Consider the following 26,003-nt stretch of genomic DNA (forward strand, 5'->3'; position numbering starts at 1 on the left):
GAAGTGTTGTTCCATGTCCAACGACATCAAACGATTTGTCAACTCAGACCCCGCGCTCGCGCCGTACCAGTCGAAAGCGCCCTGGGCCGAAGCGGTAGAAGTACCACCAAACGCCAGCCTGCTGTTCGTCAGCGGCCAGGTTCCTCCGGTTGTTGACCCCGACGCCGATCCTGACGACCGGGCAGCCTATGGCGACACCCGCACCCAAACCGCAGGCGTCCTCAGAACCATCGAACAGATCGTGACCCGGAAAGGGTACGAGATGGGCGATATCGTCAAGCTGGTCGGCTACCTCTGCCCGGACCCCGACAAGGGCGGTGAAATAGATCTCGACGGCTTCGGAGACGCCTATCGCGACTATTTCAAGGTCGACGGCCCGCTTCCTGCACGCACGCGCGTGCAAGTCGTCCAACTCATGAACCCGGCTTGGCTGGTCGAGATCGACGTCATCCTCGCCCGCACCTGACAACCAAACCAACAATAGGGAAGAAGACAATGAAAAAACAAGCAAAGACCATTCTCGCGCGCGGCTCGGCAGTTGCAGCGGCCCTGCTGATGACAGCAAGCGCTGTTGCAGCGGAAACCAAGACACTGGGCGTCTCGATGCCCATCCTGGCCGGACCTTGGTACACCGCGATCCTCTATGGGATCGAAACCAAGGCAAAAGAGCTGGGTTACGATATTGTCGTGTTGGATGCCGGCGGGTACTCGAACATAGATCGGCAGCTGTCGCAGGTACAAAACCTGATCACCCAGCAGGTCGACGCGATCCTTGTGGATCCAGGAAATCCCAGTGCCTTTAATGGCGTAGCGCGCGAAGCGCGCGGCGCGGGCGTTCCACTGATCGGCGTCTCCAGCCCGATCGTCGCAAGCGACGTGCCACCGGACGGCGCAGTATCGTCCAGCCATTGCACCCTGGGCGAGATGATGGCCGAAGGCGCCGAGACGATCCTGCCAGAGGGCGGAACAATCGGCGTCCTGGCCGGTCCGGGCGGCGCGTTCTGGGCCGAAGAGCGTTTACGCTGCTTCAAGGAGAACGTCACGGAGAGCGGCATCGAAATCGTGGCCGCACAGTCCACGGACCAGGATGTCGCCATCGCGATGACCACCGCCAACGACATCATCCAACGTTTCCCCGATGTGACGATGCTCTACGCCGCAGATGACACCTACGGCATCGGTGCAGCGCGTGCGGTTCAACAGGCCGGAAAATGCGGAGAGATCAAAGTGCTCTTTGCGGTGCTTGGCGAAGCGGCTCAGGATCTGATGGAGCAGGGCTGCGTGGACTATGTTGTGGCGCAGAAACCGGTGACCATCGGGTCGCAGGCCGTCGATCTTGCGGACAAGCTGATTTCCGGCAGCGCGGAACGCGGCGAAGTGCGCACGATTTCTCCCGTTGCGGTCTATCCCGACAATCTCGCGGAAATTGACCTGACCGAAATCCGCCAACCCAGCGGCTGGCGCCCCGCGAACTAGACGACCGGACAGGCCGGGAGTTCGAAACTTCTCGCTGCCGACCATCGGCACCTGCATCAACTGTCCGGAGCCAACTGACCCGGACAAACCAAAATCTGAACACTCGCTCCGGCGAAGCAAGCGGTGATAATTATGACCAAAGAAAAACAACGTTTACGCGTGGCCATTGGTGGGTTTGGCGCCATCGGGAAATCCGTGGCCAGAGCGCTCGACAAGGGCATCGACGGGCTCGAGTTGACAGCCGTTTCGGCACATAACGTCCCCAGGGCCGAGGCCTATATCACCGAACATTTTTCCCGCCAGTACAAGGTCGTGGCACTCGAAGCGCTGGCAGAGGAGGCAGATGTGGTCGTTGAATGCTGCCCCGCTGAATTTCTGTCAAATGTGGCCTCGCCCGCGTTGATGCAGGGCAAAACAGTTATCGTCATCAGCGTTGGCGCGCTGCTGTTCAACCCGCATTTGGAACAGCTCGCCCGAGACTATGGCGGCCGTATCCTGGTGCCCTCTGGCGCGCTTCTCGGGCTCGATGCAGTGCAATCCGTGGGGCAGGGAAAAATCCACGAAGTCAAAATGATTACCCAGAAACCTCCGCTCGGTCTCAATGGCGCGCCGGCCCTTGTCGCTCAGGGGTTCAACCCAGCGGCGATCATGAAGCCAACCAAGGTGTTCGAAGGAACCGCCGAACAGGCTATCGTCGGGTTCCCAGCGAACCTGAACGTGGCCGTCGCCCTGGGGCTGGCAGGCTCTGGCGTCGCCAACACCCATCTTGAGATCTGGGCCGATCCCACCGTGGTTCGCAATACACACACGATCACAGTGAAATCCGATAGCGCAGACCTCACCTTGAAGATCGAGAACATCCCCACCGAGGACAATCCCAAAACCGGAAAGATCACAGCGCTCAGCGTCATTTCAACGCTGCGAAGGTTGACCGCACCTGTCGTGATCGGCGCATGATCGACCCAGAGGCTGAACGCATCCGCCCTGGCATGACGATCAGACCTGCCTGCCTCGGCCACTGCCCAACTCGTGCAGAACAATCAATTGGCACTGCTGACCGGCACCCTACCCTTCTGCGGCCGCGATGCCAAAGCGCTGGCGGTATGCAGCGGGCGCAGCGCCGACGAGTTTGTGGAAAATCTTCCGGAAGGCTGCCGGATCGGAATAGCCGACATCCCAGGCGATGCGGTCCACGGGGTCCAGCGTGCGCTCAAGTCTCTCGCGCGCCTTGGCGATGCGGACCTGCTGTAGGTAGGCGTTGGGGCGGTGCCCGGTCGCGGCAGTGAACCGGCGTAGGAAGGTTCGCTCGGTCAGCCCGGCCACGGCGTGCAGTTCGGCCTGCTGGAGCGGCTCGGAGTGGCATGCGTGCAGGTGGTGCTGGGCCCGGCGGATGGCCTCGTCGCCATGGTCGAATCGGGGGACGAAGGCCGCGAAGGGCCGCTGGCTGGAGCGAGGCGGGTCGATCAGCAAGAAGCGCGCCGTAGCGAGCATCGTGGCCGGGCCAAGGAAGCGTTCGACGAGAGTGAGACCGAGGTCGGTCCAGGCCAGGATGCCGCCCGCGGTGACGATGTCGCCGTCATCTAGCACCATCCGGTCGTCGGCGACGTCGATCTCGGGGAAGCGCCGGGCGAGTTGCTCGGCGAAGGCCCAATGCGTGGTGGCGCGTCGCCCGTTCATCAGCCCTGTCTCGGCCAGCACGAAGGCGCCCGCACAGACCGAGCCGATCACCGTGCCCTCCGCATGCTGCGCGCGCAGCCAGGCGGCGGCAACTGGGAACGGTTCCATGCGCTCAGGCATCACCAGGCTCGGCGGGGCAATGGCATGGCTCAGCCTGTGCGGCAGGTCGGGGTGGCTGTCCCAGGTACAGGTCACTTCCTCATCTGACGCCTCCCAATGCGACACTCGGATCCTGCGCCCGTCGGCCCATTCGCCAGCGATGCGGAAAAGGTCCGTCATGCCGTAGATCGCCGAAAGCTGGCAGTCGGGGTAGATCAGCAGGCCGATTTCGGCCACGGGGAAAGAGGCACCGGACATCGTTCGTTTCGTCATTATCGTGACACCATGCCATTATCCTGAAATTCGCAATTCCACATCTCATTTTGTCCTGCTTATCGGAATGACACCGGGGCCATAGCTTCGAGTCACAACGTAAACGGAGTGAAACCCATGCAATACTACCAAGTTTTCATCAGCGCCGAGCAGACCGCTCAGGCTTATCGCATCCTCGACGCGCTCATCGACAGGCAACTGGTCTTCGGCGGCCCCATCGTCGGTGGCCCGGCCAAGTTCCTGTGGAACTTCAAGGACAGCGACGTGCCCGAGAGCATGCGCAAGCCCAAGCTGCTCACGCTGGAACAGGATTACAACTACATCATCAGCTACACCCGCGAGGACCTGAAGGAGGAGTTGATCGAAGTGGCCGAGGCCGCCTCGCTTGAGGAGATCTGCATGATCTCCTTCCTGCCGATGGAAACCAACCGCTCCCTGCGTCTCCTGCTCGACGCCTCCTTCGAGGGCAAGGGCGAGCTGGCCGCGCCCGAGCCGGTGAGTGCGACGGTGGCTCTCACCTTCGTGCCCAGCGAGCAGATCCCGTCGCGGACCAAGAGCTCCAACGGCGAGATCGGCACTCGCACCTGACAAGGCTCCCGGCGGAGCCCCCTCCGCCGGGTCGGCCCCCATCGGGCGGGGCGATGCCGCCCAAGGGACAGCGGCTTTCATCATTGTCAGTTTTGCCTCGCAAGTTGTCAGATTCGCCACGCCTCTTGATGCCGCGCCTTGTCTATCTCTGTCCACATCGAAACCGAAAGGACTGGCAATGACACCCGATCTCACACGGCGGGAAATTCTCAAGGGCGCAACGGCTGCGGCCGCGCTCCTCACCTTGCCGACCTCCATCCTCGCTCAAACAGAAGGACCCTTCACAATGGCTACGATCACCACCCGCGACGGCACCGAAATCTTCTACAAGGACTGGGGCCCGAAGGACGCCCAGCCCATCGTCTTCCACCACGGCTGGCCGCTCTCTGGCGATGACTGGGACAATCAGACGCTGTTCTTCCTGTCCGAAGGCTACCGCGTCATCGCCCATGACCGCCGCGGCCACGGTCGCTCCGAGCAGGCCTCGGACGGGCACGACATGGACCATTATGCTGCCGACGTGGCAGACTTGGCCCGGGCGCTGGACCTGCGCGACGCGATCCACATCGGCCACTCCACCGGCGGCGGCGAGGTGGCGCGCTATGTCGCCCGCGCCAAGCCCGGCCGGGTGGCCAAGGCCGCCCTGCTGGGCGCGGTTCCGCCGATCATGGTGGCCTCCGAGAGCAACCCCGACGGCGTGCCGCTCGAAGTCTTCGACGGCTTCCGCGCCGCGCTGGCCGCCAACCGCGCCCAGTTCTTCCTCGACGTGGCATCGGGCCCCTTCTACGGCTTCAACCGCGAAGGTGCCGAAGTCAGTCAGGGGTTGATCAACAATTGGTGGCGTCAGGGCATGACCGGCGGGGCCAAGGCCCATTACGACGGCATCAAGGCCTTCTCGGAAACCGACTTCACCGAGGATCTCAAGGCCATTGCCCAGCCGGTGCTGGTGCTGCACGGCGAAGATGATCAGGTCGTGCCAATCGGGAACTCTGCGCACAAGGCCATCAAGCTGCTGCAGAACGGCACGCTGAAGACCTACCCAGGCCTGTCGCACGGCTTCTTCGCCACGCACCCCGACCTGATCAACGCCGATCTGCTGGCCTTTGCCCGCAACTGAGGCCTTGTCGGGCCGCGCCTGTCCCTCTGGCACTGCCCGACAAGACAGCAAACAACCCGACCCCACCCTTCACACCGAAAGAACCGTTCCAATGACCAAACTTCAGACATTCCTCGCCGCAGCCGCCATGAGTGCGTTCGGTGCCACCGGCCAAGCCGATGTGCAGACCCGCATTCCCGACGACCAGGCCATCCGCAACGTGGTGCTGGTCCACGGCGCCTTCGCCGACGCCTCCGGCTGGCGCGGGGTCCACGACGACCTCACCTCCCGCGGATACCACGTGACCATGGTGCAGAACCCGCTGACCTCGCTGGCCGATGACGTGGCCGCCACCAACCGCGCACTGAACCGGCAGAACGGCCCCGCGATCCTGGTCGGCCACTCCTGGGGCGGCACGGTGATTACCGAGGCGGGCATTCATCCCAAGGTCGCCGGGCTGGTCTATGTCTCCGCCTTGTCGCCCGATGCGGGCGAGACCACCGCGCAACAATATAACGGCTTCACCTCGCCACCCGAGTTCGTGCTCGACATCGGTGAAGACGGCTACGGCTACGTCGCGCCGGGCAGCTTCCAAGCCGGGTTCGCCCATGACGTGAGCGACGCCGATGCGACCTTCATGCGCGACGCACAGGTGCCAATCAACATGGAGGTGTTCGGGACGGTGCTGGAGAACGCGGCCTGGCGGACCAAACCCAGCTGGGCAGTGATCGCGACCGAAGACAAGGCCTTCGCCCAGGAGATGCTGCACCACATGGCCGACCGCATCGGGGCAAAGGTTACCGAGGTCCCGGCCAGCCACGCGGTCTTCATGACCCAGCCCGCCGTAGTCGCCCAGGCCATCGACGAGGCCACGCGGGAAGCCGTGCCGGCCAACTGAGACCTGCCCGCGACCGGAGACGCCCTGTTTCCGGTCGCGGGCGACACCTGCAAAACAGACATCACACCAAGGAGCCAAACATGAACATCCTCTACAAAACCCACGCCACCGCCACCGGAAGCGGCCGGGACGGCACCGCCACTGTCGAGGACGGTGCGCTGACCCTCTCACTCTCCACGCCCAAGGCCCTGGGCGGCCCGGGTGGCGATGGCACCAACCCCGAGCAACTTTTCGCCAGCGGTTATGCGGCCTGCTTCCTCAGCGCGCTGCGCTTCACCGCCGGCCGTCAGAAGCAAAAGCTGCCCGAGGACACCAGCGTGACCGTCACCGTGGGCATCGGCCCCCGGGAGGTCGGGGCGGGCTTTGCCCTGGACATTGCGCTGGCCGCAAGCCTGCCGGGCCTCGACGCAAAGATCGCCTTGAAGCTGGTGGAGGAGGCCCATGCTACCTGTCCCTACTCGCACCTGACGCGTGAGGGTGCGCAGGTACGGCTGAGCGTCGCCTGAGCCGCCTTCGCCAATCTCTTTGCAAAGGCACCGTGGGCTGCACCGCTCACAGTGCCTTTTTCATGACCCACGCCCTCAACGCCCGCGGCCCGAGCGGGCCAGTTCGTGTGCGAGGTCCACGAAAACCTTGAAGGCGGCGGGCGGATTTCGACGGCTGGGATAATAAAGGCAGAGGGGGGAGAGCGGCGGCGTCCACGCATCTAGCACCCGCACCAGCCGCCCCGCGTCGATATCGGCCTGAACATCCGATTCCATGAAATAGCCGATCCCCACCGCCTCCAGCACGGCGATCCGCGCGAGGCTCGCCTCGTCCAGCGTTATCGGCCCCTGCACGTCCACCTGCACCGGCTCGCCATCGGCCTGAAATTGCCAGCGGAACATGCCGCCGTTGGGCAGCCGGGTGCGGATGCAGTCATGCACCAGTAGGTCGGACGGCACCTGCGGCAGCTCGCGGTTTTCAAGGTAGGCGGGGGCAGCCACCACCGCGTAGCGGCGCGGCGGGCCGATCGGGATCGCGATCATGTCGCTGGGCACCAGCGGCTGGCTGCGCACCCCGAAATCGAAGCCATCGGCCACGATATCCACGAGGTTGCCCTCGGTGACAACGTCGACGCGGACCTCGGGAAACCGCCGGAGGAACTCCAAGACCAGTGGGGCCAGGAACTCGCGCCCCGCCGTCGCGAAGGTGTTGATACGCAGCGCACCAGACGGCGTTTCCTGCTGCGCGCGCACCGTGTCGAGCGCCTGGTGGATGTCGCGCAGGGCGGGGCTGACCTGGTCGACAAAGCGCCGCCCGGCCCCGGTGAGCGACACGCTGCGGGTGGTGCGGTTGAAGAGCCGCACGCCGAGCTGCTCTTCCAGCTTGGCGATCGCGTTGCTGAGCGCGCTGGTCGACATGCCCAGGTCGAGCGCCGCGGCGCGGAACGATCCCCGCCGCCCGATGGCCAGCACCGCGTCGAAATCCGAGAGCTTGTACATGGTCATTATCCCCAAAATCGCAATGCCGCGTCTCAATTTGTCCCGGTTATCTGCATGGCGTCAACGCTCTAGATTGGGGGCAATCGGAAACGGACATGAGACGAAAAGGAGAAAGACCATGAGCTTGAACCTCCCCCGGGCAATCGAGGCCTACTTCAAGGCCGACAAGAAGGGCAACGCCCAGGCGTTGTCGGAGCTATTCACGCCCGATGCCGTCGTGGTCGATGAAGGCAACACCTACACCGGGCGCGACGCGATCTGGCAGTGGATGGCGAACGCCTCGACCAAGTACACCTACACCGTCGAGCCCTCTGCGCGGGCCGAGGAGGGCGGGCGCACTGTCATCACCTGCCACCTCGTCGGCAATTTCCCCGGCAGCCCGGTGGATCTGCGCTACTTCTTCGTCCTTAAGGGCAACCAGATCGCCGAACTGGAGATCGTCCCATGACCCCCTTCCTGACGCTCGAAGGCAAGCGCGCCCTCGTCACCTCCGGCACACGCGGTGCCGGAGCCGCCACGGTACGGCTCTTCGAGGAACTGGGCGCGCGGGTGCTCACGACGGCGCGGACAAGGCCACCGCAAATGCCGAAGACGCAGTTCATGGCTGCCGACCTGACGACGGCCGAAGGCTGCGCCCATGTGGCAGAGGCGGTGCAGGACCGTCTCGGCGGGGTGGACATCATCGTTCACATGCTCGGCGGCTCCTCCGCCCCGGCGGGGGGATACCAGGCGCTGGACGATGCGGAGTGGCAAAGGGAGATCGACCTGAACCTGATGCCCGCAGTGCGGCTCGACCGTGCGTTGCTGCCGGGCATGCAGACACAAGGTTCGGGCGTGGTGATCCATGTCACCTCGATCCAGAGCCAGTTGCCATTGCCCGAGGCGACCACGGCCTATGCCGCGGCCAAGGCGGCGCTTTCGACCTACAGCAAGAGCCTGTCGAAGCAGGTTTCGCCCAATGGTGTGCGCGTGGTACGGGTCTCTCCGGGCTGGATCGAAACGGAATCCGCCGTGGACCTGGCAAAGCGGCTCGCCGCGGAGCATGGGGTCGATCTCCAGAAGGGCAAGCAGATCATCATGGACTCCCTGGGCGGTGTACCGATCGGGCGCCCGTCGAAGCCGGAGGAAATCGCCAATCTGATCGCCTTCATCGCTTCAGACCGCGCCGGCACAATTACCGGTACAGAGTACGTGATTGATGGCGGCACCGTCCCCACAGCGTAGTCGTTAGTACAGCCTGGGCAGCTCGCCGGGGCGCAGCGGGTATACCGCGTCACGCAGCGCCCCTGCCCGCCCCGGCCGCACCAAGATTGCGTCACAAACCTCCTCTTTGCGCAGCGTGAGCCGCTTCTGCAACAAGGCTTGGGGGACCTGCGCACATCCCGACACAACATGCAGGTGGGCCAGCGCCGCACCCGACAAAAACGCCACATCTTCAAGGGTTCAGCACGCGCGATAGTGACCCAGACGGACAGTCGGGGTAGTGTGGCCGGGCCGCTGGAGATGGCGGTCGGCTGATATGCCGTGCCGCCAGGCTAGCCTCCGACGGCGCTTTTATCTATAATATGATGTGCAAGCCGCCGCACCCTGCAACTCCCATTTACGTCCAATAAGTTTGCCTTATCGGCCGATTATGTCTAGCCTGCCGCAACACCACAAGATCATGGGGTTAAACGCAAGATGTCGACAGATTCGAGGAAACCCGCCAAGTCCGAAGATACCCTCCTATCCCTCCCCGAGGAGGTGGCTGGATCCGGCAATCTGGACCGGCTGGTGGACAGCGCCCGTGACTATGCCCGCGCTGCCGCCTCGGACAATACCCTCAAGGCCTATGCCAGGGATTGGGCGCATTTTACCCGCTGGTGCCGGGTGAAGGGCACAGAGCCTCTGCCCCCCTCGCCCGAGATGATCGGCCTTTATCTCGCGGATATGGCCGCCCCCGTGGGCAAGGCCCCTGCCCTGCGCGTCAGCACCATCGAGCGCCGCCTCTCCGGTCTGGCCTGGAACTACGCACAGCGCGGGTTGACGCTCGACCGGCAGGACCGGCACATCGCTTCGGTGCTGGCCGGGATCAAGCGCAGGCATGCCCGTCCGCCGGAACAGAAAGCAGCGATCATGACCGAGGATATCCGCGCCATGGTGGCCTGCCTGCCCTTCGATCTGCGCGGCCTCAGGGACCGTGCGATCCTGCTTGTCGGCTACGCCGGTGGGCTGCGCCGCAGCGAGATTGTCGGCCTCGATCACGGCAAGGACGATACGCCGGATTCGGGCGGCTGGGTCGAGATTCTGGAGGGCGGCGCCCTGCTCACTCTCAACGCCAAGACCGGCTGGCGCGAGGTCGAGATCGGGCGCGGATCCTCCGATCAGACCTGCCCAGTACATGCGCTGGAACAATGGCTGCATTTCGCCAGGATCGACTTCGGCCCGATCTTCGTGGGCACCTCGCGGGACGGCAAACGCGCGCTGGAAACACGGCTGAATGACAAGCACATCGCGCGGCTGATCAAGCGCTGCGTGCTGGAGGCCGGCATCCGGGCGGAGCTGCCGGAGAAGGAACGGCTGGCGCTGTTCTCCGGCCATTCGCTGCGGGCGGGTCTGGCCTCTTCGGCGGAGGTGGACGAGCGCTATGTCCAGAAGCAGCTTGGCCATGCCAGCGCGGAAATGACCCGCCGCTATCAGCGACGGCGCGATCGGTTCCGGGTCAATCTGACCAAAGCGGCCGGGTTGTGAGGCAGAGTTCACAGCTGTGAACTGCGGGCGTTCGGTGCATTCATGAAATGTTCACAGCTGTGAACTCACACCGCCCGCACCTCCAGGGCCCGGATCATTGCGCCGCAGGAGAACAGACCCATCTCCGCTTTCTGCCCCAGGGACCGCAGATAGGCGGAGGGGCTTTTGATCTCGGAGAAACGCTCCAACATCGCCGCAAGCGTTGTCGCGGCCTGTTCCCTGCCCAACCGGCATTTCGCTTCCTGCCAGACGGATGCGGCAATTCCCATCATCGGACTGACGACATCGGAAAGACGGATCAGGTCCTCCCAATGGCGCACCGAGGCCTGAGAAAAAGATTGTATCTCTTTGCAAGATTCCAACACCTGCTTCAGTGGCGGTGGCCGATGGGTCTGCAAGACATTGGCATCAGAGGCCTTGACCGGCGCAGCCTCTGGCTCAACCTTCGTTTTTTTTCTATCTATATATTCTCTATCTGAACTCTGATGGTGCTGCTCAATTCCGGCGTCGCTGGTGCTCAGTTCTTCTGTTTGAGGCAGGTCGATCGCGGCGATGACTTCCTCCAGAGCAGCGGTCATTTCGGCACTGAGACGGGTCAGATCCCCGATGCTCAGCTTTCTGCGCAGGTCGCGGGCTGTCAGACGGGCGAGGTCGCTCATCCGGTCCCAGAGGGGCAGGTCGGGGTGCTGGCTGATGCCGTAGTCCACATAGCCCGCCAGGTCGCGCCGCATCAGGCTGACCATTTCGCGCAGGCGGCTGCGGCGTGCCTCTGCCTGTTCCAGGCGGTCGGCGATCTGGCGGAACTCATCGAACCGGACAGCCAGGGGGGTGAGGTCAAACCCATAGGCCAGCTTGGCACCGCCATTGCGGCGGACATAGCGTTTGCCGTTGGGGCTGTCGCGGCGCAGGATCATGCCTGCATCGACCAGCCGCGCGATATGGCGCCGCATGGTGGAACAGGGCATGCCGTTCAGCCGCTCGCAGATCGCCTTGTTGGAGGGATAGACAATCGCGGGTGGATTGTCTGCGCCAAGGGCGGTTTCGGGGTGGAATCCGAGCAGGGCCTGAAGAACTGTCAGGTCGCGGTCGGAGAGGTTGAAATGCTGACGCGCGGCGGCAAGTTTCCGCAGGGCGTCCCATTTGCTGATTTCTGTGGTGACGGGCCGATCTGCCTGTGCCTGCCGTTCCAATTGGACGGCAGAGATCGGTCGTCGAAACGACGATACCGGTGTGTATTCCATTTTATGTACACGAAGACAAAAAAATAGCGGTCCGCGAATCACTTTGGACTTGCGAATTTGGGCTCCGACCACTAGCTTGAAGGTGCTAGAAACAAGTCAGGGTCTCGTGGAGCTTCGTCTTTGCGGGACCTTTTCTTTCAGTCTTTCTCGTGTCTCCTTTTCATTGTTGCTCTTTTCCTCAGTCTTCGCCGCGCTGAAGCCAGCGCGCGTGAAGTTCTTCGATCAGGGGCTGGCCTTGCGCCTCTACCCAATCGGCAAATGGTCCTTTTCCGAGTTCAAACGACACCCCCTTGGCGGTGCGCACCAGCTGTCCTGCGGTGCGGCCATCCACCGTCAGATTGACGCTTAACTTGCGCGGACGGGCAGGGGGGGCCTTGGCGGGTTTCCGGGCCGGGCGTTCGGGCACACCTGCGGCTTCGAACACAGCCTCAAACGCCCTGACAGAGACTTCATTCGGCTCTGCCGAGGCATCGTCGATCACCATGGCAACCTCGGCCTCGCTGCGCAGGCTTTCGGCCACTTCGATCAACCGGTCGCGGTTGATCTGGCGTTCCTCGATGGCTTTGCCCAGGGCTTCCCACCGGGGGCGGCCAATGCCATGCGCCGGGCCGATGGCCCGGATCAGATCGCGGCCGATCATCTCGGCGATGGCGATGGCCATGGAAACGGAGGATTTGGTGACGGTCAAGACCTCGGCCACCTGGGTCTGGTTGCCAAAGCCCGTTTCCACCAGTTCCTGCGCGAAAAGTGCCCTTTCGATGAAGGACAAATCGCGCCGGGCCATGTTTTCGGATATCTGCGCCTTGACCGCGTCATCGTCGCCCATGCTGGCAATCAGCGCGCGCACGGTTGTCACCTTGGCGGAATTGCGGATTGCCTGAAGCCTGCGCCGCCCGTAGACCAGCAGATAGCGGTCGGGCGTGGTGGGGTGCCGGCGCACAAGAATAGGCACTGTCTGGCCGTTAGTCTCTATTGCGTCGCGCAGATCGACCACATCGTCAGGGTCGAGCCTGTCGGCAATCCTGCCGTCCTCGATGGTATCGGGGTCCAGCTCCCAGACCTGATGCGAATCCACCGCGTCGCGCGCAGAGCGCAGCGCCCGGTTGGTCGACATCATCGAACTGCCCGGGGCAGGGGGGGCATGCCCCGCCGCTGCCAACCCGTCGAGCATCGTCATTCGTTTTTTCCTGGTCGTCATGTCCTGCCCCATGTGCGCTGGATCAGTTCAGAGATTTCATCGTTGACGGCATTGAGGCTTTCGACGGCGCGGTCATAGGTGCTGCGGGTGAAAGCGCTGCGTTCTACCTCGTATAGAGTCTGTTTTGTGAGCCCCGCATCGGAGATTGCGGTGGATTTCAGCTGCGGTGCATTCAGCACCTTGTCGCCGTACATGGTGCGCAGAAAGGCGACGATGCGGTTCTGCGGCGCATCGGCCGGTTCGTAGCGCGTCAGCAGGTAGCGCATCCAGTCATGGCTCATGTCCGCGCCGGATTCGGCGATCACATCCATCAGATCGGCGGTCATGCGCAGGAATTGCGACATCGACATCACGTCGAGCATTTCGGGGTGGATGGTGACCAGGACGCCCGTCGCCGCAGAGAGGGCCGACATGGTCAGGAAGCCAAGCTGCGGCGGACAGTCGATGACAACCACGTCATAGGCGTCATCCACCTGCATCAGAGCCTCTTTTACCCGGAAAAAGAACAACCCGGCCTTGCCCTGTGACAGGGCGCGGGGAGTTTCATGTTCGAATTCCATCAATTCCAGGTTGCCGGGGATCAGATCCAGATTGGGGATATAGGTCTTGCGGATGACATCGGCGATGGGCACGGGTGAATCGTATCTGATGGCGTCATAGAGCGTGCCGCCGTCGTGCAGATCGAATTCGGGCTGGACCCCGTGCAGGGCGGTGAGCGATGCCTGCGGGTCTAGGTCGATGGCCAGCACGCGGTAGCCCTTGAGGGCAAGCCGCTGGGCCAGATGGGCGGAGGTTGTCGTCTTGCCCGATCCGCCCTTGAAGTTCATCACGCCGATGACCTGCAGATGATCGCCCTCGCGCCGGCCGGGCAGGTAATCCCCCGGTTTGCGTGCGGTTTTTTCCAGCAGGACGCGCAGATCGTGGATGTCATGGGCCGAGTAATGCCGCCGGTTGCCCGGTGTCAGGGCAGGGGAGGGGCCGCGCCCTTCGAGGTGCAGCTTGCGCAGGTAGCTGTCGTTGACGCCAAGCATGGCTGCAGCCTCACCGGAGGTGAAGGTGCGCATGGATTTCTGCGCATTCGGCGGAAACAGGTTCTCGCGTTGTGCGTGCAATTGGCCTGAGAGCCATTCCGCATGTTGACGGATGACGGAATTCAGGTCGTCTGTTTGTTTGGTGCTGCTCATCTGCCCTCTGTCTCTTGTCCCGTGTTCACGGAACATGGCGTTTATCGCCTTGTTTCCGTGACTATTGACCAAAGGGGGAGAGTCGCGCAAGGCTTTTCTACAATCCGCGGTCCCGGGATGAGGGATTACAAGGCTCTAGAGGGGCATGTTAGAGCCTGAATCGTGAACAGACCAGTCCATGAATGACGAATGCGGTGGTGCCGGTGCGGGCTGCGGTGCGGCAGATCCCGCGCCAAATTCACGGTTGAGGTGAATCCGCAGAAGATTGATTGACGTACCTCAAGATTTGATGAATCCTTGGGCAAGGGGAGGATTCGTCTATGAGCGGACCAACGGTACGGGACGTGGCAGAGGCTGCGCAGGTCAGCCTTGCGACGGTGGACCGGGTTCTGAACAATCGGGGTGGCGTGTCTGCGAAGGTGGTCGACCGGGTGAAGGCGGCCGTGGCGCAGACCGGTTATGTCCGCAATCTGGCGGCTGCGAATCTGTCGCGGCGCCGGGTCTATCGGTTTTGTTTTGTGGTGCCGTCGGGGGACACCGGTTTTGTCGCGTTGCTGCACGAGGCGCTGGCGCGCGAACAGCAGCGGCTGATGGAGGAACAGGTGCTGGTGCAGGTTGTTCCGACCAAGGCGTTCGACGTGGAAGACCAGGTTGCCGCGCTGCGTAATCTTGATTGTGACGCGGTGGCGGTGATGGCCAGCGAGGCGCCCGAGATCAACGAGGAAATCGCATCGCTGCATGCTTCGGGCGTGCGGGTGATCAGCCTTGTGGCGGATCTGCCGAGTTCGGGGCGTGATGCCTATGTGGGGCCGGACAATGTCATGGCGGGGCGGACCGCCGGTGAGTTCATGGGGCGGTTCATCAGGGATCAGGGCGATGTTCTGATGATTGCGGGGTCGCTGGCGGCGCGCGATCACAGCGAGCGGTTGCTGGGGTTCCGGATGGTGATGCAGGAACGCTTTGGCGGCTGCACGCTGCTGCCTGCGGCGCAGGGGGGCGACAATGCCCGCCGCGTCGAGCAGATCGTGCTGGAGGCGGCCCGCGACCGGCGGCTTGCCGGGATCTATGCCATCGGGGCGGGGAACCGCGGGCTGGTGCGCGCGGTGCGGACGCTGGACCCGAAACCGATCACCATCGTGCATGAGCTGACGCCCACGTCCCGCGAGGCGTTGCGCAGCGGCACATTCGATCTGGTCATCGACCAGGACATCCTTTCGGGGGTCATTGCCGCCGTCAAGATCATGAGGGACCTGACCGAAGCCACCACACCGCCTGCCGATGCCGGCAGGATCAAATTAAACATCTACAGTCGTGAGAACATACAGTGAGCCAATATTTCGCAGACATCGCCCCGGTGACATTCGAAGGTGCAGACAGCACCAATCCGATGGCCTTCCGTCACTACAATCCGCAGGAAAAGCTGGGCGGCAAGACGATGGAGGAGCATCTGCGCTTTGCCGTCTGTTACTGGCACAACTTCGTCTGGGAGGGGAACGACCCCTTTGGCGGGCAGACCTTTCAGCGCCCGTGGTTTCCGGCGGATACGATGGAGCTTGCGCGGGCCAAGGCCGATGCCGCCTTCGACATGTTCCGCATTCTGGGCGTGCCGTTCTTCTGCTTTCACGACCATGACGTGCGCCCCGAGGGCAGCAACCTGGCAGAGAGCCACAAGCGGCTGAACGAGATGGCCGACTATTTCGAGAAGAAAATGGCGGATGGCGGCCCGAAGCTGCTCTGGGGTACGGCGAACATGTTCTCCAACCGGCGCTACATGTCGGGGGCGAGCACCAACCCGGATCCGGATATCTTTGCCTATTGTGCCTCGACGGTGAAGACCTGCATGGATGTGACCCACCGGCTGAACGGCGAGAACTATGTGCTGTGGGGCGGGCGCGAGGGTTATGAAACGCTGCTGAACACCGATCTGGGCCGGGAACTGGAACAGATGGGCCGGTTCCTGTCGATGGTGGTCGAATACAAGCACAAGATCGGCTTCAAGGGCGCGATCCTGATCGAGCCGAAGCCGCAGGAGCCGACCAAGCATCAGTATGATTACGACGTTGCCACGGTCTATGGGTTCCTCAAGCGGTTCGGGCTGGAGAACGAGGTGCAGCTGAACGTGGAGCAGGGCCATGCCATTCTGGCCGGCCATTCGTTTGAGCATGAGCTGGCGATGGCGCGGACGCTGGGGATCTTCGGCTCCATCGACATGAACCGCAATGATTACCAATGCGGCTGGGACACCGACCATTTCCCGAACTCTCCGTCAGAGGCTGCACTGGCCTATTACGAGGTGCTGATGGCGGGCGGGTTCACCACCGGCGGCACCAATTTCGACGCCAAGCTGCGGCGGCAGTCGCTGGATGCCGAAGACCTGATTGCGGCCCATGCGGGTGCGATGGACATCTGCGCGCGGGGGCTGAAATCGGCCTGGCGGATGATCGAGGATGACGCGCTGGAGGGGCCGCGCCGCGCCCGTTACGCGGGCTGGGAGAGCAGCGAGGCGCAGGCGATGTTGGCCAAGGATGCCACGCTGGACGGCATTGCCGCCCGCGCGGAGGCAGCGGATCTGAACCCGCAGCCGGTTTCCGGCGGGCAGGAGAAACTTGAGAATATCGTCAACCGCTACGTCTGACAAAAGGGAGGAACGACATGAAAACAATAAAGGGTCCGGCGCTTTTTCTGGCGCAATTTGCAGGCGATGAAGCGCCCTTCAATTCCTGGGATGCGATCACCAAATGGGCCGCCGACTGCGGCTACAAGGGGGTTCAGGTGCCAAGCTGGGATGCGCGGTTGATCGACCTGGAACAGGCCGCGACATCAAAGGATTATTGCCAGGAGTGGGCCGGGCAGGCCGAGGCCAATGGCGTGGCGGTGACCGAGCTTTCGACGCATCTGCAAGGCCAGCTGGTTGCGGTGCATCCGGCCTATGACGATGTCTTTGACGGCTTTGCCGCCGAAAGCGTGCGGGGCAACCCCAAGGCGCGGCAGGCCTGGGCGGTTGATCAGGTTAAAAAGGCGCTGACGGCCTCGGCCCATCTGGGCATCGGGGCGCATGCGACATTTTCGGGCGCGCTGGCCTGGCCCTATGTCTATCCCTGGCCGCAGCGGCCTGTGGGGCTGGTTGAACAGGCCTTTGACGAATTGGCGAAACGCTGGACGCCGATCCTGAACCATGCGGAGGATTGCGGCGTTGATGTCTGCTATGAAATCCATCCGGGTGAAGACCTGCACGACGGAGTGTCCTTTGAGATGTTCCTGGAGCGCACCGGCAATCACCCAAGGGCCAACATGTTGTACGACCCGTCGCATTACGTGCTGCAGTGTCTGGATTACCTCGACAATATCGACATCTACCGCGACCGCATCCGCATGTTCCACGTCAAGGATGCGGAGTTCAATCCGACCGGGCGGCAGGGTGTCTATGGCGGCTATCAGTCCTGGGTCGACCGCGCAGGCCGGTTCCGCAGCCTGGGGGATGGCCAGGTGGATTTCGGCGCGGTGTTTTCCAAGATGGCGGCCAATGACTTTGACGGCTGGGCCGTGGTGGAATGGGAATGCGCGCTGAAACATCCCGAGGATGGTGCGCGCGAGGGGGCGCAATTCGTCAAGGATCATATCATTCGCGTGACCGAACGCGCCTTTGACGATTTTGCGGATGGCGGTGCGGATGACACGCTGAACGCCAAGATGTTGGGGCTTTCGTGATGGCACGGATAACTGGTGAAGCAGAAGACGGCTCTGCGCAGGAGGCATATTACGTAAAGGGTCGTAAACCGGGAGCAGATGGCCGAACCAAAGGGTTTCGGTGTTTCCCAAGCTCGTCAAACAACGCGCGGGACAGTCACTCTTTCGAGACGGAAAATGAAGCAATCAGCTTCCTTCGGAAGAACCGCAGTTGGGGCATCAGGATGCGCCCGAGTGCGTCCATTATCTACAGCACTATTAAGATAGATGGAGTATCCCGATGAAACCTATCAGACTGGGCATGATCGGCGGCGGCAATGACGCCTTCATCGGCGGGGTGCATCGCATCGCCTCGCGCATCGACGGGCGGTTTCAGCTGGTTGCGGGGGCGCTATCTTCGACGGCGGAGAAATCCAAAGCCTCGGGTGCGGCGCTGGGGCTGGCAGAGGACCGTTGCTATGGCGATTTCACCGAGATGGCGAAACGCGAGGCGCGGCTGAAGGATGGCGTGGAGGCGGTGGCGATTGTCACGCCGAACCACGTGCATTATCCGGCGGCGCGCGAATTCCTGAAACGCGGCATTCACGTGATCTGTGACAAGCCGCTGACCTCGACCCTGGCGGATGCGAAAAAGCTGGTCGCGGCGGCGGAGAAATCGGACGCGCTGTTTGTGCTGACGCATAATTACACCGGCTATCCGATGGTGCGGCAGGCCCGTGAGATGGTCCGGCAGGGCGACATTGGCAATCTACGCGTTGTGCAGGTTGAGTATCCGCAGGATTGGCTGACCGATGCGGTGGAAGCCGATGGCAGCAAGCAGGCGGAATGGCGCACCGACCCGGAACGTTCCGGCGCGGGGGGCTGTGTGGGCGATATCGGCACGCACGCCTATAATCTGGCGCGCTTTGTCACCGGGTTGCAGCTGAACAGCCTTGCGGCGGACCTGAGCACCTTTGTCGAAGGGCGGCGGCTGGATGACAACGTGCATGTGATGCTGCGTTTCGAGGGCGGGGCCAGGGGCATGTTGTGGTCGTCGCAGGTGGCGCCGGGCAATGAGAACGGTCTGCGGCTGCGTGTATACGGGGACAAGGGCGGGCTGGAATGGGCGCAGGAAGATCCGAATTATCTGTGGTTCACGCCCTTCGGCGCGCCAAAGCGTTTGCTGACCCGCAACGGGGCTGGCGCGACTGCGGGCAATCAAGGGGCCTCGCGCATTCCGCCGGGACACCCCGAGGGCTATCTTGAAGGCTTTGCCAATATCTACAACGAGGCGGCGGACCTGATCGTCGCGGCGCGGGATGGCAAGACGCCGGATCACCTGTTGCCGACGGTGCAGGACGGGCTGGAGGGTGTTGCCTTTATCGACGCTTGCGTGCGGTCGTCGAAGCGCGATGCGGCATGGGTCAGGCTATGAGCGAAACCCGCGCCCTCACGCTGGCTGATGTCTGCCGGAGTTTCGGGCCGGTGCAGGTGTTGCATGACATCAGCCTGACGCTGCGGCCCGGAGAGGTGCATGCCCTGATCGGAGAGAACGGGGCGGGCAAATCGACGGCGATGAAGATCATGTCGGGCTATCTGGAGCCGACGAAGGGGCAGGTGAAGCTGGACGAGGCGCCGGTGCGCTTTGCCTCTTCGCAGGAGGCCGAGGTGCAGGGGGTTGTGCTGATCCATCAGGAGTTCAACCTGGCGGATCAGCTGAGCGTGGAGCAGAACATCTTTCTGGGGCACGAGAAACGGCGTGGTCTGTTCCTGGACAAAGGGTGGATGCAGGCGGAGACGCGCAGGCTGCTGGACCGGCTGAACTGCAAGGTGTCGCCCACCGCGCGGGTGCGCGACATTTCCAATGCGGACAAGCAGATGGTCGAGATCGCCAAGGCGCTGTCGCGGCGCGCGCAGGTGTTGATCATGGATGAGCCCACCGCCGTGCTGACCGAGCGCGAGGCGGAGGTGCTGTTCGAGCAGGTGGAGCGGCTGAAGGCCGAGGGGGTGGCGATCCTGTTCACGTCGCACAAGCTGGATGAGGTGAAGCGGATCTCGGACCGGATCACGGTGCTGCGCGACGGGCATGTGGTGGCGCAGGGGATGACGACGGAGTTCAACGAGGACCAGATGGCCGAGGCGATGGTGGGGCGCGATGTGTCCTCGCTCTATCCGGTGCGTTCTGTCGCGGTGGGCGATGAGCCGGCGCTGGAGGTCAAAGGGCTGAATGTGCCGGGCTATGCCCGTGACATCAGCTTTACCCTGCGCAAGGGCGAGATACTGGGGATTTCCGGGCTGATCGGCTCGGGCCGAACCGAGGCGATGGAGGGGCTGACGGGGCTGCGCAGCGCGCAGGGCGATGTGCGCATCAATGGCAAGCCCGTCACCCTGCGGTCGCCGCAACAGGCGCAGGCGGCGGGGCTGTGCTACCTGACCGAGGACCGCAAGGGCCGGGGGTTACTGCTGCAAAAGGGGATGCGGGAAAACCTGACCCTGCAGGCGCTGCCGGAGTTCACCAACTGGCTGATAGATCACAAGGCGGAAGACGCGGCGCTGACACGGGCGATTGCCGATTTCGACATCCGCTGTCCGACCCGCGAGGTGCTGGTGGGCAACCTGTCGGGGGGCAACCAGCAAAAGCTGCTGATCGCCAAGATCATGCTGACCGAGCCGGATATCGTCATCATCGACGAGCCGACGCGGGGCATCGACATCGGCACCAAGCAACAGATTTACGAATTCATCCATGCGCTGTCGGCGGCGGGCAAATCCATCATCGTGGTCAGTTCCGAGATGCAGGAGGTCATTGGCCTTGCGGATCGGGTGCTGGTCATGCGGCTGGGGACCATCGCGGGCGAAGTCAGCGGAGATGACATGACAGAAGACAAGATCGTGCGGCTGGCCATGGGCCTGGGCGCGACAAGGCAAGAGGCAATTTGATGACAGCCACCGAAACACAGCCCTCACGGGCAACCAGAGGCGTGAACCTGAAAGTGCTGGGTCCGATCCTGGCGCTGGTCGTGCTGGTGATCGTCGGCGCGGCGCTGAACGGGAATTTCCTGAGCGCGGCCAATATCACCAACGTCCTGTCGCGGTCCGCCTTTATCGGGATTATCGCGGTGGGCATGACCTTTGTCATCACGGCCGGCGGGCTGGACCTGTCGGTCGGCTCCATGGCGGCCTTCATCGCGGGGCTGATGATCCTGGTGATGAACGCGATGCTGCCGGTGATGGGGCCGGGGTGGCCGCTGGTCTTTGTCGGGATGCTGACGGCGATGGTGGCGGGCACGCTGGCCGGTTTCGTCAATGGTTTCCTGATCACGACGATGCGGATCGAGGCATTCATCGTGACGCTGGGCACCATGGGCATCTACCGCAGCCTGGTCACCTGGCTGGCCGATGGCGGCACGCTCTCGCTGGATTTCGGGATGCGGTCGGTGATCCGGCCGATCTATTTCGACGGTATCCTGGGGATCAGCTGGCCGATCATCGTCTTTGCGCTGGTGGCGATCAGTGGCGAGCTGGTGATGCGGCGCGCGGCCTTTGGCCGGCACGCGGCTGCGGTCGGCTCCAATGATCAGGTGGCGCGCTATTCTTCGGTGAACGTCAATCGCGTGCGGATGCTGACCTACGTCTTTCTGGGCATCCTCGTGGGGGTGGCGACGATCATGTATGTGCCGCGCCTTGGCTCGGCCTCGCCCAGCACCGGGGTGCTCTGGGAGCTGGAGGCCATTGCGGCGGTGATCATCGGGGGGACCATGCTCAAAGGCGGGTTTGGCCGGGTCTGGGGCACGGTGATCGGCGTGCTGATCCTGTCGCTGATCGACAATATTCTGAATCTGACGGATGGCGTATCGCCCTATCTGAACGGGGCAATACAGGGTGTGATCATCATCCTGGCCGTCATCCTGCAGCGCGACAAGAAAGCGGAGAGCTGAGGAGGCGCTCCGGAATACCATGGTAAACAGAGGAGAAAAGCCATGAAATTTACGACAATCACGGCGGCCGCGCTGGCCGCGACACTGGCACTGCCGGTACAGGCCCAGGATACGAAGGTGATCGGGGTGTCCATTCCGGCGGCAACGCACGGCTGGGCGGGCGGCATGAACTTTCATGCGCAGCAGGCGGTGAACCGGCTGGAGGAAGTCTATCCGCAACTGGATTTCGTGCTGGCAACGGCATCGGACCCGGCCAAGCAGGTCAACGACATCGAGGACATGCTGGCCACCCGCAACATCAGCGCGCTGGTGGTACTGCCGTTCGAATCCGAGCCGCTGACAAGCCCGGTCAAGGCGGTCGCGGACAGCGGCGCCTGGGTGACGGTGGTTGACCGTGGCCTTGCCATTCCCGGCATCGAGGACCTTTATGTCGCGGGTGACAACCCCGGCTTTGGCAAAGTGTCGGGTGAATATATGGCCTCGGCCATGCCGGACGGCGGCGACATCGTTGTGTTCCGGGGCATTCCCACAACCATCGACAATGAGCGCGTCGAAGGGTTCCAGGCTGCAATCGAAGGGTCGGGCATCAACATCCTGGCGATGGAGCATGGCAACTGGAACCGCGACGACAGCTTTACCGTGATGCAGGATTTCCTGTCGAAATACGACAAGATCGACGCGGTATGGGCATCGGATGACGATATGGCCATCGGCGTGCTGGCGGCCATCGAACAATCCGGCCGCGACGACATCAAGTTCGTGCTGGGTGGTGCCGGCATGAAGGAAATGGTGGCCAAGGTGCGCGATGGGGATGCGATGATCCCTGCCGATGTGACCTATCCGCCGTCGATGATTGCCACGGCGATCGAACTGACCGCTGTCGGCATGACCTCGACCGCGCCGGTTTCGGGAACCTTCACCATCGGATCGGTTCTGATCACCAAGGACAACGCTGCTGACTTCTACTACGAAGACAGCCCGTTCTGAGACAAGCTGCTGGTCGAAGGGCTTTGGTGCCTTTCGACCACATCCATCTTTATGAGCCGGGCACAGGCAAGATCAGCCTGTGTCAGGTTGCAGGCCCGGCGCCATCGGCTGGTTCCGGGCTTTTGCGTGATTGATCGCGGACAGTATTGTCCGCTTTGATCGCTTTCCCCAGGCGCGGAATCAAGGCCGCAGGCCGACGCGCATCTTGCCAGAGGCATGTCTTCGACATGAAGGGCCGTTCCCCGGCACGGCGATGCCCGCCTGGCACCCGGGCGGGTGATGCCATTTTGCTGCTTCCTCCTACCGCCGTCCGCGCATCTGGCCTGATCCGCACATTTATTGGCCGATCCGGTCATTTCCCGAGCGCAGCCTTCATGACACCTTTGACGCATCAATGAACGAAAAGAGTAGTTTCGATGCGTCAGAACACCCGCGACCAAAGCCCGAGCGACACCGCGGCATCGACGCGGATCGATTTTATCTACCTGTCCGAACAGGACATGGTGCGCGCCGGTGTCACCGATATGGCGGCCTGCGTGGACACGATGGAAGAGATGTTCGGCATGCTTTACCACGGCGATTACCGCATGGCCGGGGTCAACAACAATTCCCACGGCTCTGTCGTGGTATTCCCTGAAATCTCGCCCTTTCCGACGATGCCGAAGCCGACGCCGGACCGCCGCTTCATGGCGATGCCCGCCTATCTGGGGGGGCGTTTCGGGACCGCGGGGATGAAGTGGTATGGCTCCAACATTGCGAACCGCGACAAGGGGTTGCCGCGTTCGATCCTGATGTTCATCCTCAATGATGCGGATACCGGCGCGCCTTTGGCGCTGATGTCGGCCAATCTGTTGTCGGCCTATCGCACCGGGGCGGTGCCCGGGGTGGGCGCGCGGCATCTGGCGCGCAAGGATGCAAGGACCGTGGGGATCCTGGGGCCGGGGGTGATGGCCAAGACATCGCTTTCGGCCTTCATGGCGGTGCGTCCGGGGATTGATACGGTCAAGGTCAAGGGGCGCGGCCAGAAGAACCTGGATGCCTTCCTTGCGTGGTTGTCCGAGACCTTTCCGCAGATCACCAGCGTGCGCGTCGTCGACAGCGTGGAAGAGGTGGTGCGGGGATCGGACATCGTCACCTTCTGCGGGTCGGGGGCGACGGGCGATCCGTCGACCTATCCCATGGTCCGGCGGGAGTGGATCAGCCCCGGCACCTTTCTGGCGATGCCTGCGCTTTGCAACATCGACGAGGCGATGGAAGCGCCCGAGATCCGCAAGGTTCTGGATAATCCGGGTCTTTATCATGCCTGGTTCGAGGAGAACCCGAAGCCGGTGCACAACCATATTCCCGCGGTCGGCATACGCTGGCTGGATCTGGTGGACGAAGGCCGGATCGCGCCGGAACAGCTGGAAGACCTTGGGCAGATCGTTGCGGGCGAGGCGGCGGGGCGGCGGGATGAGGAGGAGATCATCATCATGTCGGTCGGCGGCTTGCCGGTCGAGGATGTGGCCTGGGGCACGGTGGTTTACCGCAACGCCCTGGAGAAGGGCATCGGCGTTTCGCTGACCCTGTGGGATTCGCCCGTGCTGCGCTGACTTGCGGGCCCCCGCGCGGGGCCGGGACATCAATTTCTGAACAAGGTAAAACAATGACTGAAATCATCAAACTGACGACGGGCTCCAGGTTCGAGGAACATGGCAGCTATTCGCGCCTTGTCGCGGTGGACAACCTGATTTTCGTGTCGAACACGGCGGGGCGTAATCCGGAAACCAAACTGATCCCGGAGGATCTGGCCGAGCAGACGCTGCAGGTGCTTGCCAATATCGAAACCGCGCTGAAGGCCGTGGGCTCTTGCCTGGAAGATGTGGTGCGGGCGCGTGTCTTTGTGCAGTTCACCCAGGATATCGACACGATCATGACCGCCTATGGTGAGCGGATGCGGGGGATCAGGCCGACGCTTACCATGACCTGTCCGCCGCTTGGGTCGACGCAGTACAAGGTCGAGATCGACGTGACCGCCTATCGCGGTGCTTCGAAGGCCGAGGTCAAGGAAATGGTCATCACGCCATGACGATGCCGCGCCGCTTTATCACGCCTGACACCATCAAGTCGGACACCGGAGGATCAGCGCCTTGGCTCCGGTGATCATGCCTGTAGAGACCGCGCCGGAGATCCCGGCCGCGACCAGCGTTGTCGTGATCGGGGGCGGCATCGTCGGGCTGACAGCTGCGCTGTCGCTGGCGGAGCGGGGGATTCCCGTTGTCGTCCTGGAGAAAGGGCGTCTGGCGGGGGAGCAATCCTCGCGCAATCTGGGATGGGTGCGCAAGACGGGCCGCAACATTCACGATCTGCCGCTGTCGGTGGAATCCGACAGGCTTTGGGCCGAGATGCCGCAGCGGGTCGGCGCGGATGTCGGATACCGCGATGCGGGCATCATGTATGTGGCGCGCAGCGAAGCCGAGATGGCAAAGCACGAAACCTGGATCGGGTCCGCCGGGGGGCGGGCGCTGGATTCACGGTTGCTCAGCGCAGATGAAATCGACCGGCTGGTGCCGGGCGGTGCGGAACGCTGGTACGGCGGCATTCACACGCCATCGGATGGGCGGGCGGAGCCGACCCTGGCCAGCAGTGCGATCGCGAATGCGGCCATCGCAAAGGGCGCGATCGTGGTGGAGAATTGCGCGGTGCGCAGGCTGGTGACCTCGGCGGGGCGGGTGAGCGGTGTGATCACCGAGCGCGGTGAAATCCGTTGCGAGAAGGTGTTGCTGGCGGGTGGCATCTGGTCACGGCGTTTTCTGGGCAATCATGGCGTGGCATTTCCGACCCTGCCGCTTGTCGCCTCGGTTTTCCGCACGGCGGCAATGGAGGGGCCGACCGAGACTGCCGTCGGGGCTGCCGATTTCTCATTCCGGAAACGGCGCGACGGGGGCTATACGATCACCCAGCGCGGCGCGCTCTTTGCGCCGCTGATGCTGGATCACCTGTTGCTCGGGCATCGCTACCTTCCGGTCCTGAAGGCGGAATGGAAGAACGTGCGCCTGTCTTTCGGCCGGGATTTTCTGCGCGACCTTGCCATGCCGCGGCGCTGGAAAGGCGATGCGCGCTCGCCGATGGAGCAGCTGCGCACGATGGATCCGGCGGTGAACCACGGTTTGAACGCCGAGGCGCTGAGGAACCTGTGCAAAGCCTGGCCGGTCTTCAACAAGGTGGAGGTCAGGCAAAGCTGGGCCGGGATGATCGACGTGACCCCGGATTCCATGCCCGTGATCTCGCCGGTTGCGGCGCTGCCGGGGCTGACGCTGGCCTCGGGCTTTTCCGGCCACGGGTTCGGCACCGCCCCCGCCGCGGGGCAACTGGCGGCGGACCTGATCACGGAGAGCACGCCCATTGTCGATCCTGCGCCCTACCGGCTTGACCGGCTTTGATCGCCGGACGGCAGGCGCTGCACATCACCAATCCAGGATCGCGCCA

The 26,003-nt window shown here is 62.9% G+C and carries 26 protein-coding genes; 20 read left to right on the top strand and 6 right to left on the bottom strand.

All coding sequences use genetic code 11. From position 1 onward, the window contains the following. Positions 1-13: 13 nt before the first annotated feature. The 3 genes from O4H53_RS15750 (at position 14) to O4H53_RS15760 (ending at position 2,433) form a co-directional block, all read left to right on the top strand. Positions 14-466 carry a Rid family hydrolase gene (locus tag O4H53_RS15750; RefSeq protein ID WP_269365255.1) on the top strand — a complete coding sequence of 151 codons (453 nt, stop codon included), beginning with the start codon at positions 14-16 and terminating at the stop codon, positions 464-466. 29 nt (positions 467-495) lie between these two features. After that, positions 496-1,476 carry a sugar ABC transporter substrate-binding protein gene (locus O4H53_RS15755; RefSeq protein WP_269365257.1) on the top strand — a complete coding sequence of 327 codons (981 nt, stop codon included), beginning with the start codon at positions 496-498 and terminating at the stop codon, positions 1,474-1,476. Between the two features lie 132 nt (positions 1,477-1,608). Continuing rightward, on the top strand, positions 1,609-2,433 hold the full coding sequence (locus O4H53_RS15760) for an aspartate dehydrogenase (RefSeq protein ID WP_269365259.1): 825 nt from the start codon (positions 1,609-1,611) through the stop codon (positions 2,431-2,433). Between the two features lie 108 nt (positions 2,434-2,541). Here the strand turns inward: O4H53_RS15760 and O4H53_RS15765 are convergent, their stop codons facing one another. Beyond that, positions 2,542-3,525 carry a GlxA family transcriptional regulator gene (locus O4H53_RS15765; RefSeq protein WP_269365261.1) on the bottom strand — a complete coding sequence of 328 codons (984 nt, stop codon included), beginning with the start codon at positions 3,523-3,525 and terminating at the stop codon, positions 2,542-2,544. A 117-nt stretch (positions 3,526-3,642) separates the two neighbouring features. Here O4H53_RS15765 and O4H53_RS15770 point away from each other — a divergent pair, with 117 nt between their 5' ends. From O4H53_RS15770 to O4H53_RS15785, 4 genes are all read left to right on the top strand, one after another. Then, positions 3,643-4,113, top strand: a complete 471-nt coding sequence (locus tag O4H53_RS15770; protein WP_269365262.1) for a hypothetical protein — start codon at positions 3,643-3,645, stop codon at positions 4,111-4,113. Between the two features lie 286 nt (positions 4,114-4,399). Next, entirely contained in the window at positions 4,400-5,230 is an 831-nt protein-coding gene (locus tag O4H53_RS15775) for an alpha/beta fold hydrolase (protein ID WP_269365264.1), read from the top strand. Between the two features lie 91 nt (positions 5,231-5,321). Beyond that, positions 5,322-6,107, top strand: a complete 786-nt coding sequence (locus O4H53_RS15780) for an alpha/beta fold hydrolase (protein WP_269365265.1) — start codon at positions 5,322-5,324, stop codon at positions 6,105-6,107. Between the two features lie 80 nt (positions 6,108-6,187). Next, positions 6,188-6,613 carry an organic hydroperoxide resistance protein gene (locus O4H53_RS15785; protein ID WP_269365267.1) on the top strand — a complete coding sequence of 142 codons (426 nt, stop codon included), beginning with the start codon at positions 6,188-6,190 and terminating at the stop codon, positions 6,611-6,613. Between the two features lie 75 nt (positions 6,614-6,688). Here the strand turns inward: O4H53_RS15785 and O4H53_RS15790 are convergent, their stop codons facing one another. Then, complete coding sequence (locus O4H53_RS15790; protein WP_269365269.1) at positions 6,689-7,597, bottom strand: LysR family transcriptional regulator; 909 nt, start codon at positions 7,595-7,597, stop codon at positions 6,689-6,691. A gap of 112 nt (positions 7,598-7,709) precedes the next feature. Here O4H53_RS15790 and O4H53_RS15795 point away from each other — a divergent pair, with 112 nt between their 5' ends. After that, complete coding sequence (locus tag O4H53_RS15795) at positions 7,710-8,039, top strand: nuclear transport factor 2 family protein (protein ID WP_269365271.1); 330 nt, start codon at positions 7,710-7,712, stop codon at positions 8,037-8,039. Then, entirely contained in the window at positions 8,036-8,815 is a 780-nt protein-coding gene (locus tag O4H53_RS15800) for an SDR family oxidoreductase (protein WP_269365272.1), read from the top strand. The genes O4H53_RS15795 and O4H53_RS15800 overlap by 4 nt, the downstream gene beginning before the upstream one ends. Positions 8,816-8,818: 3 nt before the next feature. Here the strand turns inward: O4H53_RS15800 and O4H53_RS15805 are convergent, their stop codons facing one another. Further along, positions 8,819-9,022 carry a DUF1403 family protein gene (locus tag O4H53_RS15805; protein WP_331284239.1) on the bottom strand — a complete coding sequence of 68 codons (204 nt, stop codon included), beginning with the start codon at positions 9,020-9,022 and terminating at the stop codon, positions 8,819-8,821. A gap of 249 nt (positions 9,023-9,271) precedes the next feature. On the opposite strand from O4H53_RS15805, the gene O4H53_RS15810 reads away from it, so the two are divergent. Then, a complete protein-coding gene (locus O4H53_RS15810) occupies positions 9,272-10,321 on the top strand; it encodes a tyrosine-type recombinase/integrase (RefSeq protein WP_269365273.1) in 1,050 nt (349 codons plus the stop codon). 65 nt (positions 10,322-10,386) lie between these two features. On the opposite strand, the gene repC is transcribed toward O4H53_RS15810, so the two are convergent. The 3 genes from repC to repA all read right to left on the bottom strand — a co-directional run bounded on the left by repC (position 10,387) and on the right by repA (position 13,944). Beyond that, on the bottom strand, positions 10,387-11,562 hold the full coding sequence (repC, locus tag O4H53_RS15815; RefSeq protein ID WP_269365276.1) for a plasmid replication protein RepC: 1,176 nt from the start codon (positions 11,560-11,562) through the stop codon (positions 10,387-10,389). Positions 11,563-11,740: 178 nt separating this feature from the next. Continuing rightward, a complete protein-coding gene (repB, locus tag O4H53_RS15820; RefSeq protein WP_443069612.1) occupies positions 11,741-12,733 on the bottom strand; it encodes a plasmid partitioning protein RepB in 993 nt (330 codons plus the stop codon). 23 nt (positions 12,734-12,756) lie between these two features. Next, positions 12,757-13,944, bottom strand: coding sequence for a plasmid partitioning protein RepA (gene repA / locus O4H53_RS15825; protein ID WP_269365279.1), 1,188 nt, complete (start codon positions 13,942-13,944; stop codon positions 12,757-12,759). A gap of 320 nt (positions 13,945-14,264) precedes the next feature. Between repA and O4H53_RS15830 the strand changes: the two genes are divergently transcribed. The 10 genes from O4H53_RS15830 (at position 14,265) to O4H53_RS15875 (ending at position 25,957) form a co-directional block, all read left to right on the top strand. After that, positions 14,265-15,272, top strand: a complete 1,008-nt coding sequence (locus O4H53_RS15830) for a LacI family DNA-binding transcriptional regulator (RefSeq protein WP_269365281.1) — start codon at positions 14,265-14,267, stop codon at positions 15,270-15,272. Beyond that, positions 15,269-16,579 (top strand): xylose isomerase, encoded by a 1,311-nt coding sequence (gene xylA / locus O4H53_RS15835; RefSeq protein WP_269365283.1) that lies wholly within the window; start codon positions 15,269-15,271, stop codon positions 16,577-16,579. The genes O4H53_RS15830 and xylA overlap by 4 nt, the downstream gene beginning before the upstream one ends. Before the next feature lie 17 nt (positions 16,580-16,596). Next, the gene (locus O4H53_RS15840; RefSeq protein WP_269365285.1) at positions 16,597-17,652 is read left to right on the top strand and encodes a sugar phosphate isomerase/epimerase family protein; all 1,056 of its coding nucleotides are present in this window, start codon (positions 16,597-16,599) and stop codon (positions 17,650-17,652) included. A gap of 259 nt (positions 17,653-17,911) precedes the next feature. Next, entirely contained in the window at positions 17,912-19,045 is a 1,134-nt protein-coding gene (locus O4H53_RS15845) for a Gfo/Idh/MocA family protein (protein WP_269365287.1), read from the top strand. Continuing rightward, a complete protein-coding gene (locus O4H53_RS15850; protein WP_269365289.1) occupies positions 19,042-20,550 on the top strand; it encodes a sugar ABC transporter ATP-binding protein in 1,509 nt (502 codons plus the stop codon). The genes O4H53_RS15845 and O4H53_RS15850 overlap by 4 nt, the downstream gene beginning before the upstream one ends. Continuing rightward, positions 20,550-21,548: an ABC transporter permease gene (locus O4H53_RS15855; RefSeq protein ID WP_114272902.1), complete on the top strand. Its 999-nt coding sequence runs from the start codon at positions 20,550-20,552 to the stop codon at positions 21,546-21,548. The genes O4H53_RS15850 and O4H53_RS15855 overlap by 1 nt, the downstream gene beginning before the upstream one ends. Before the next feature lie 42 nt (positions 21,549-21,590). After that, positions 21,591-22,535, top strand: coding sequence for an ABC transporter substrate-binding protein (locus O4H53_RS15860; protein ID WP_269365291.1), 945 nt, complete (start codon positions 21,591-21,593; stop codon positions 22,533-22,535). Positions 22,536-22,951: 416 nt separating this feature from the next. After that, positions 22,952-24,127 (top strand): tyramine oxidase subunit B, encoded by a 1,176-nt coding sequence (locus O4H53_RS15865; RefSeq protein ID WP_269365293.1) that lies wholly within the window; start codon positions 22,952-22,954, stop codon positions 24,125-24,127. Positions 24,128-24,180: 53 nt separating this feature from the next. Beyond that, a complete protein-coding gene (locus O4H53_RS15870; RefSeq protein WP_269365295.1) occupies positions 24,181-24,603 on the top strand; it encodes a Rid family hydrolase in 423 nt (140 codons plus the stop codon). A gap of 76 nt (positions 24,604-24,679) precedes the next feature. Then, positions 24,680-25,957: an NAD(P)/FAD-dependent oxidoreductase gene (locus O4H53_RS15875; RefSeq protein ID WP_269365297.1), complete on the top strand. Its 1,278-nt coding sequence runs from the start codon at positions 24,680-24,682 to the stop codon at positions 25,955-25,957. Positions 25,958-26,003: the final 46 nt, after the last annotated feature.

The organism is Sulfitobacter sp. G21635-S1 (assembly GCF_027213915.1).
Classification (GTDB): domain Bacteria; phylum Pseudomonadota; class Alphaproteobacteria; order Rhodobacterales; family Rhodobacteraceae; genus Sulfitobacter.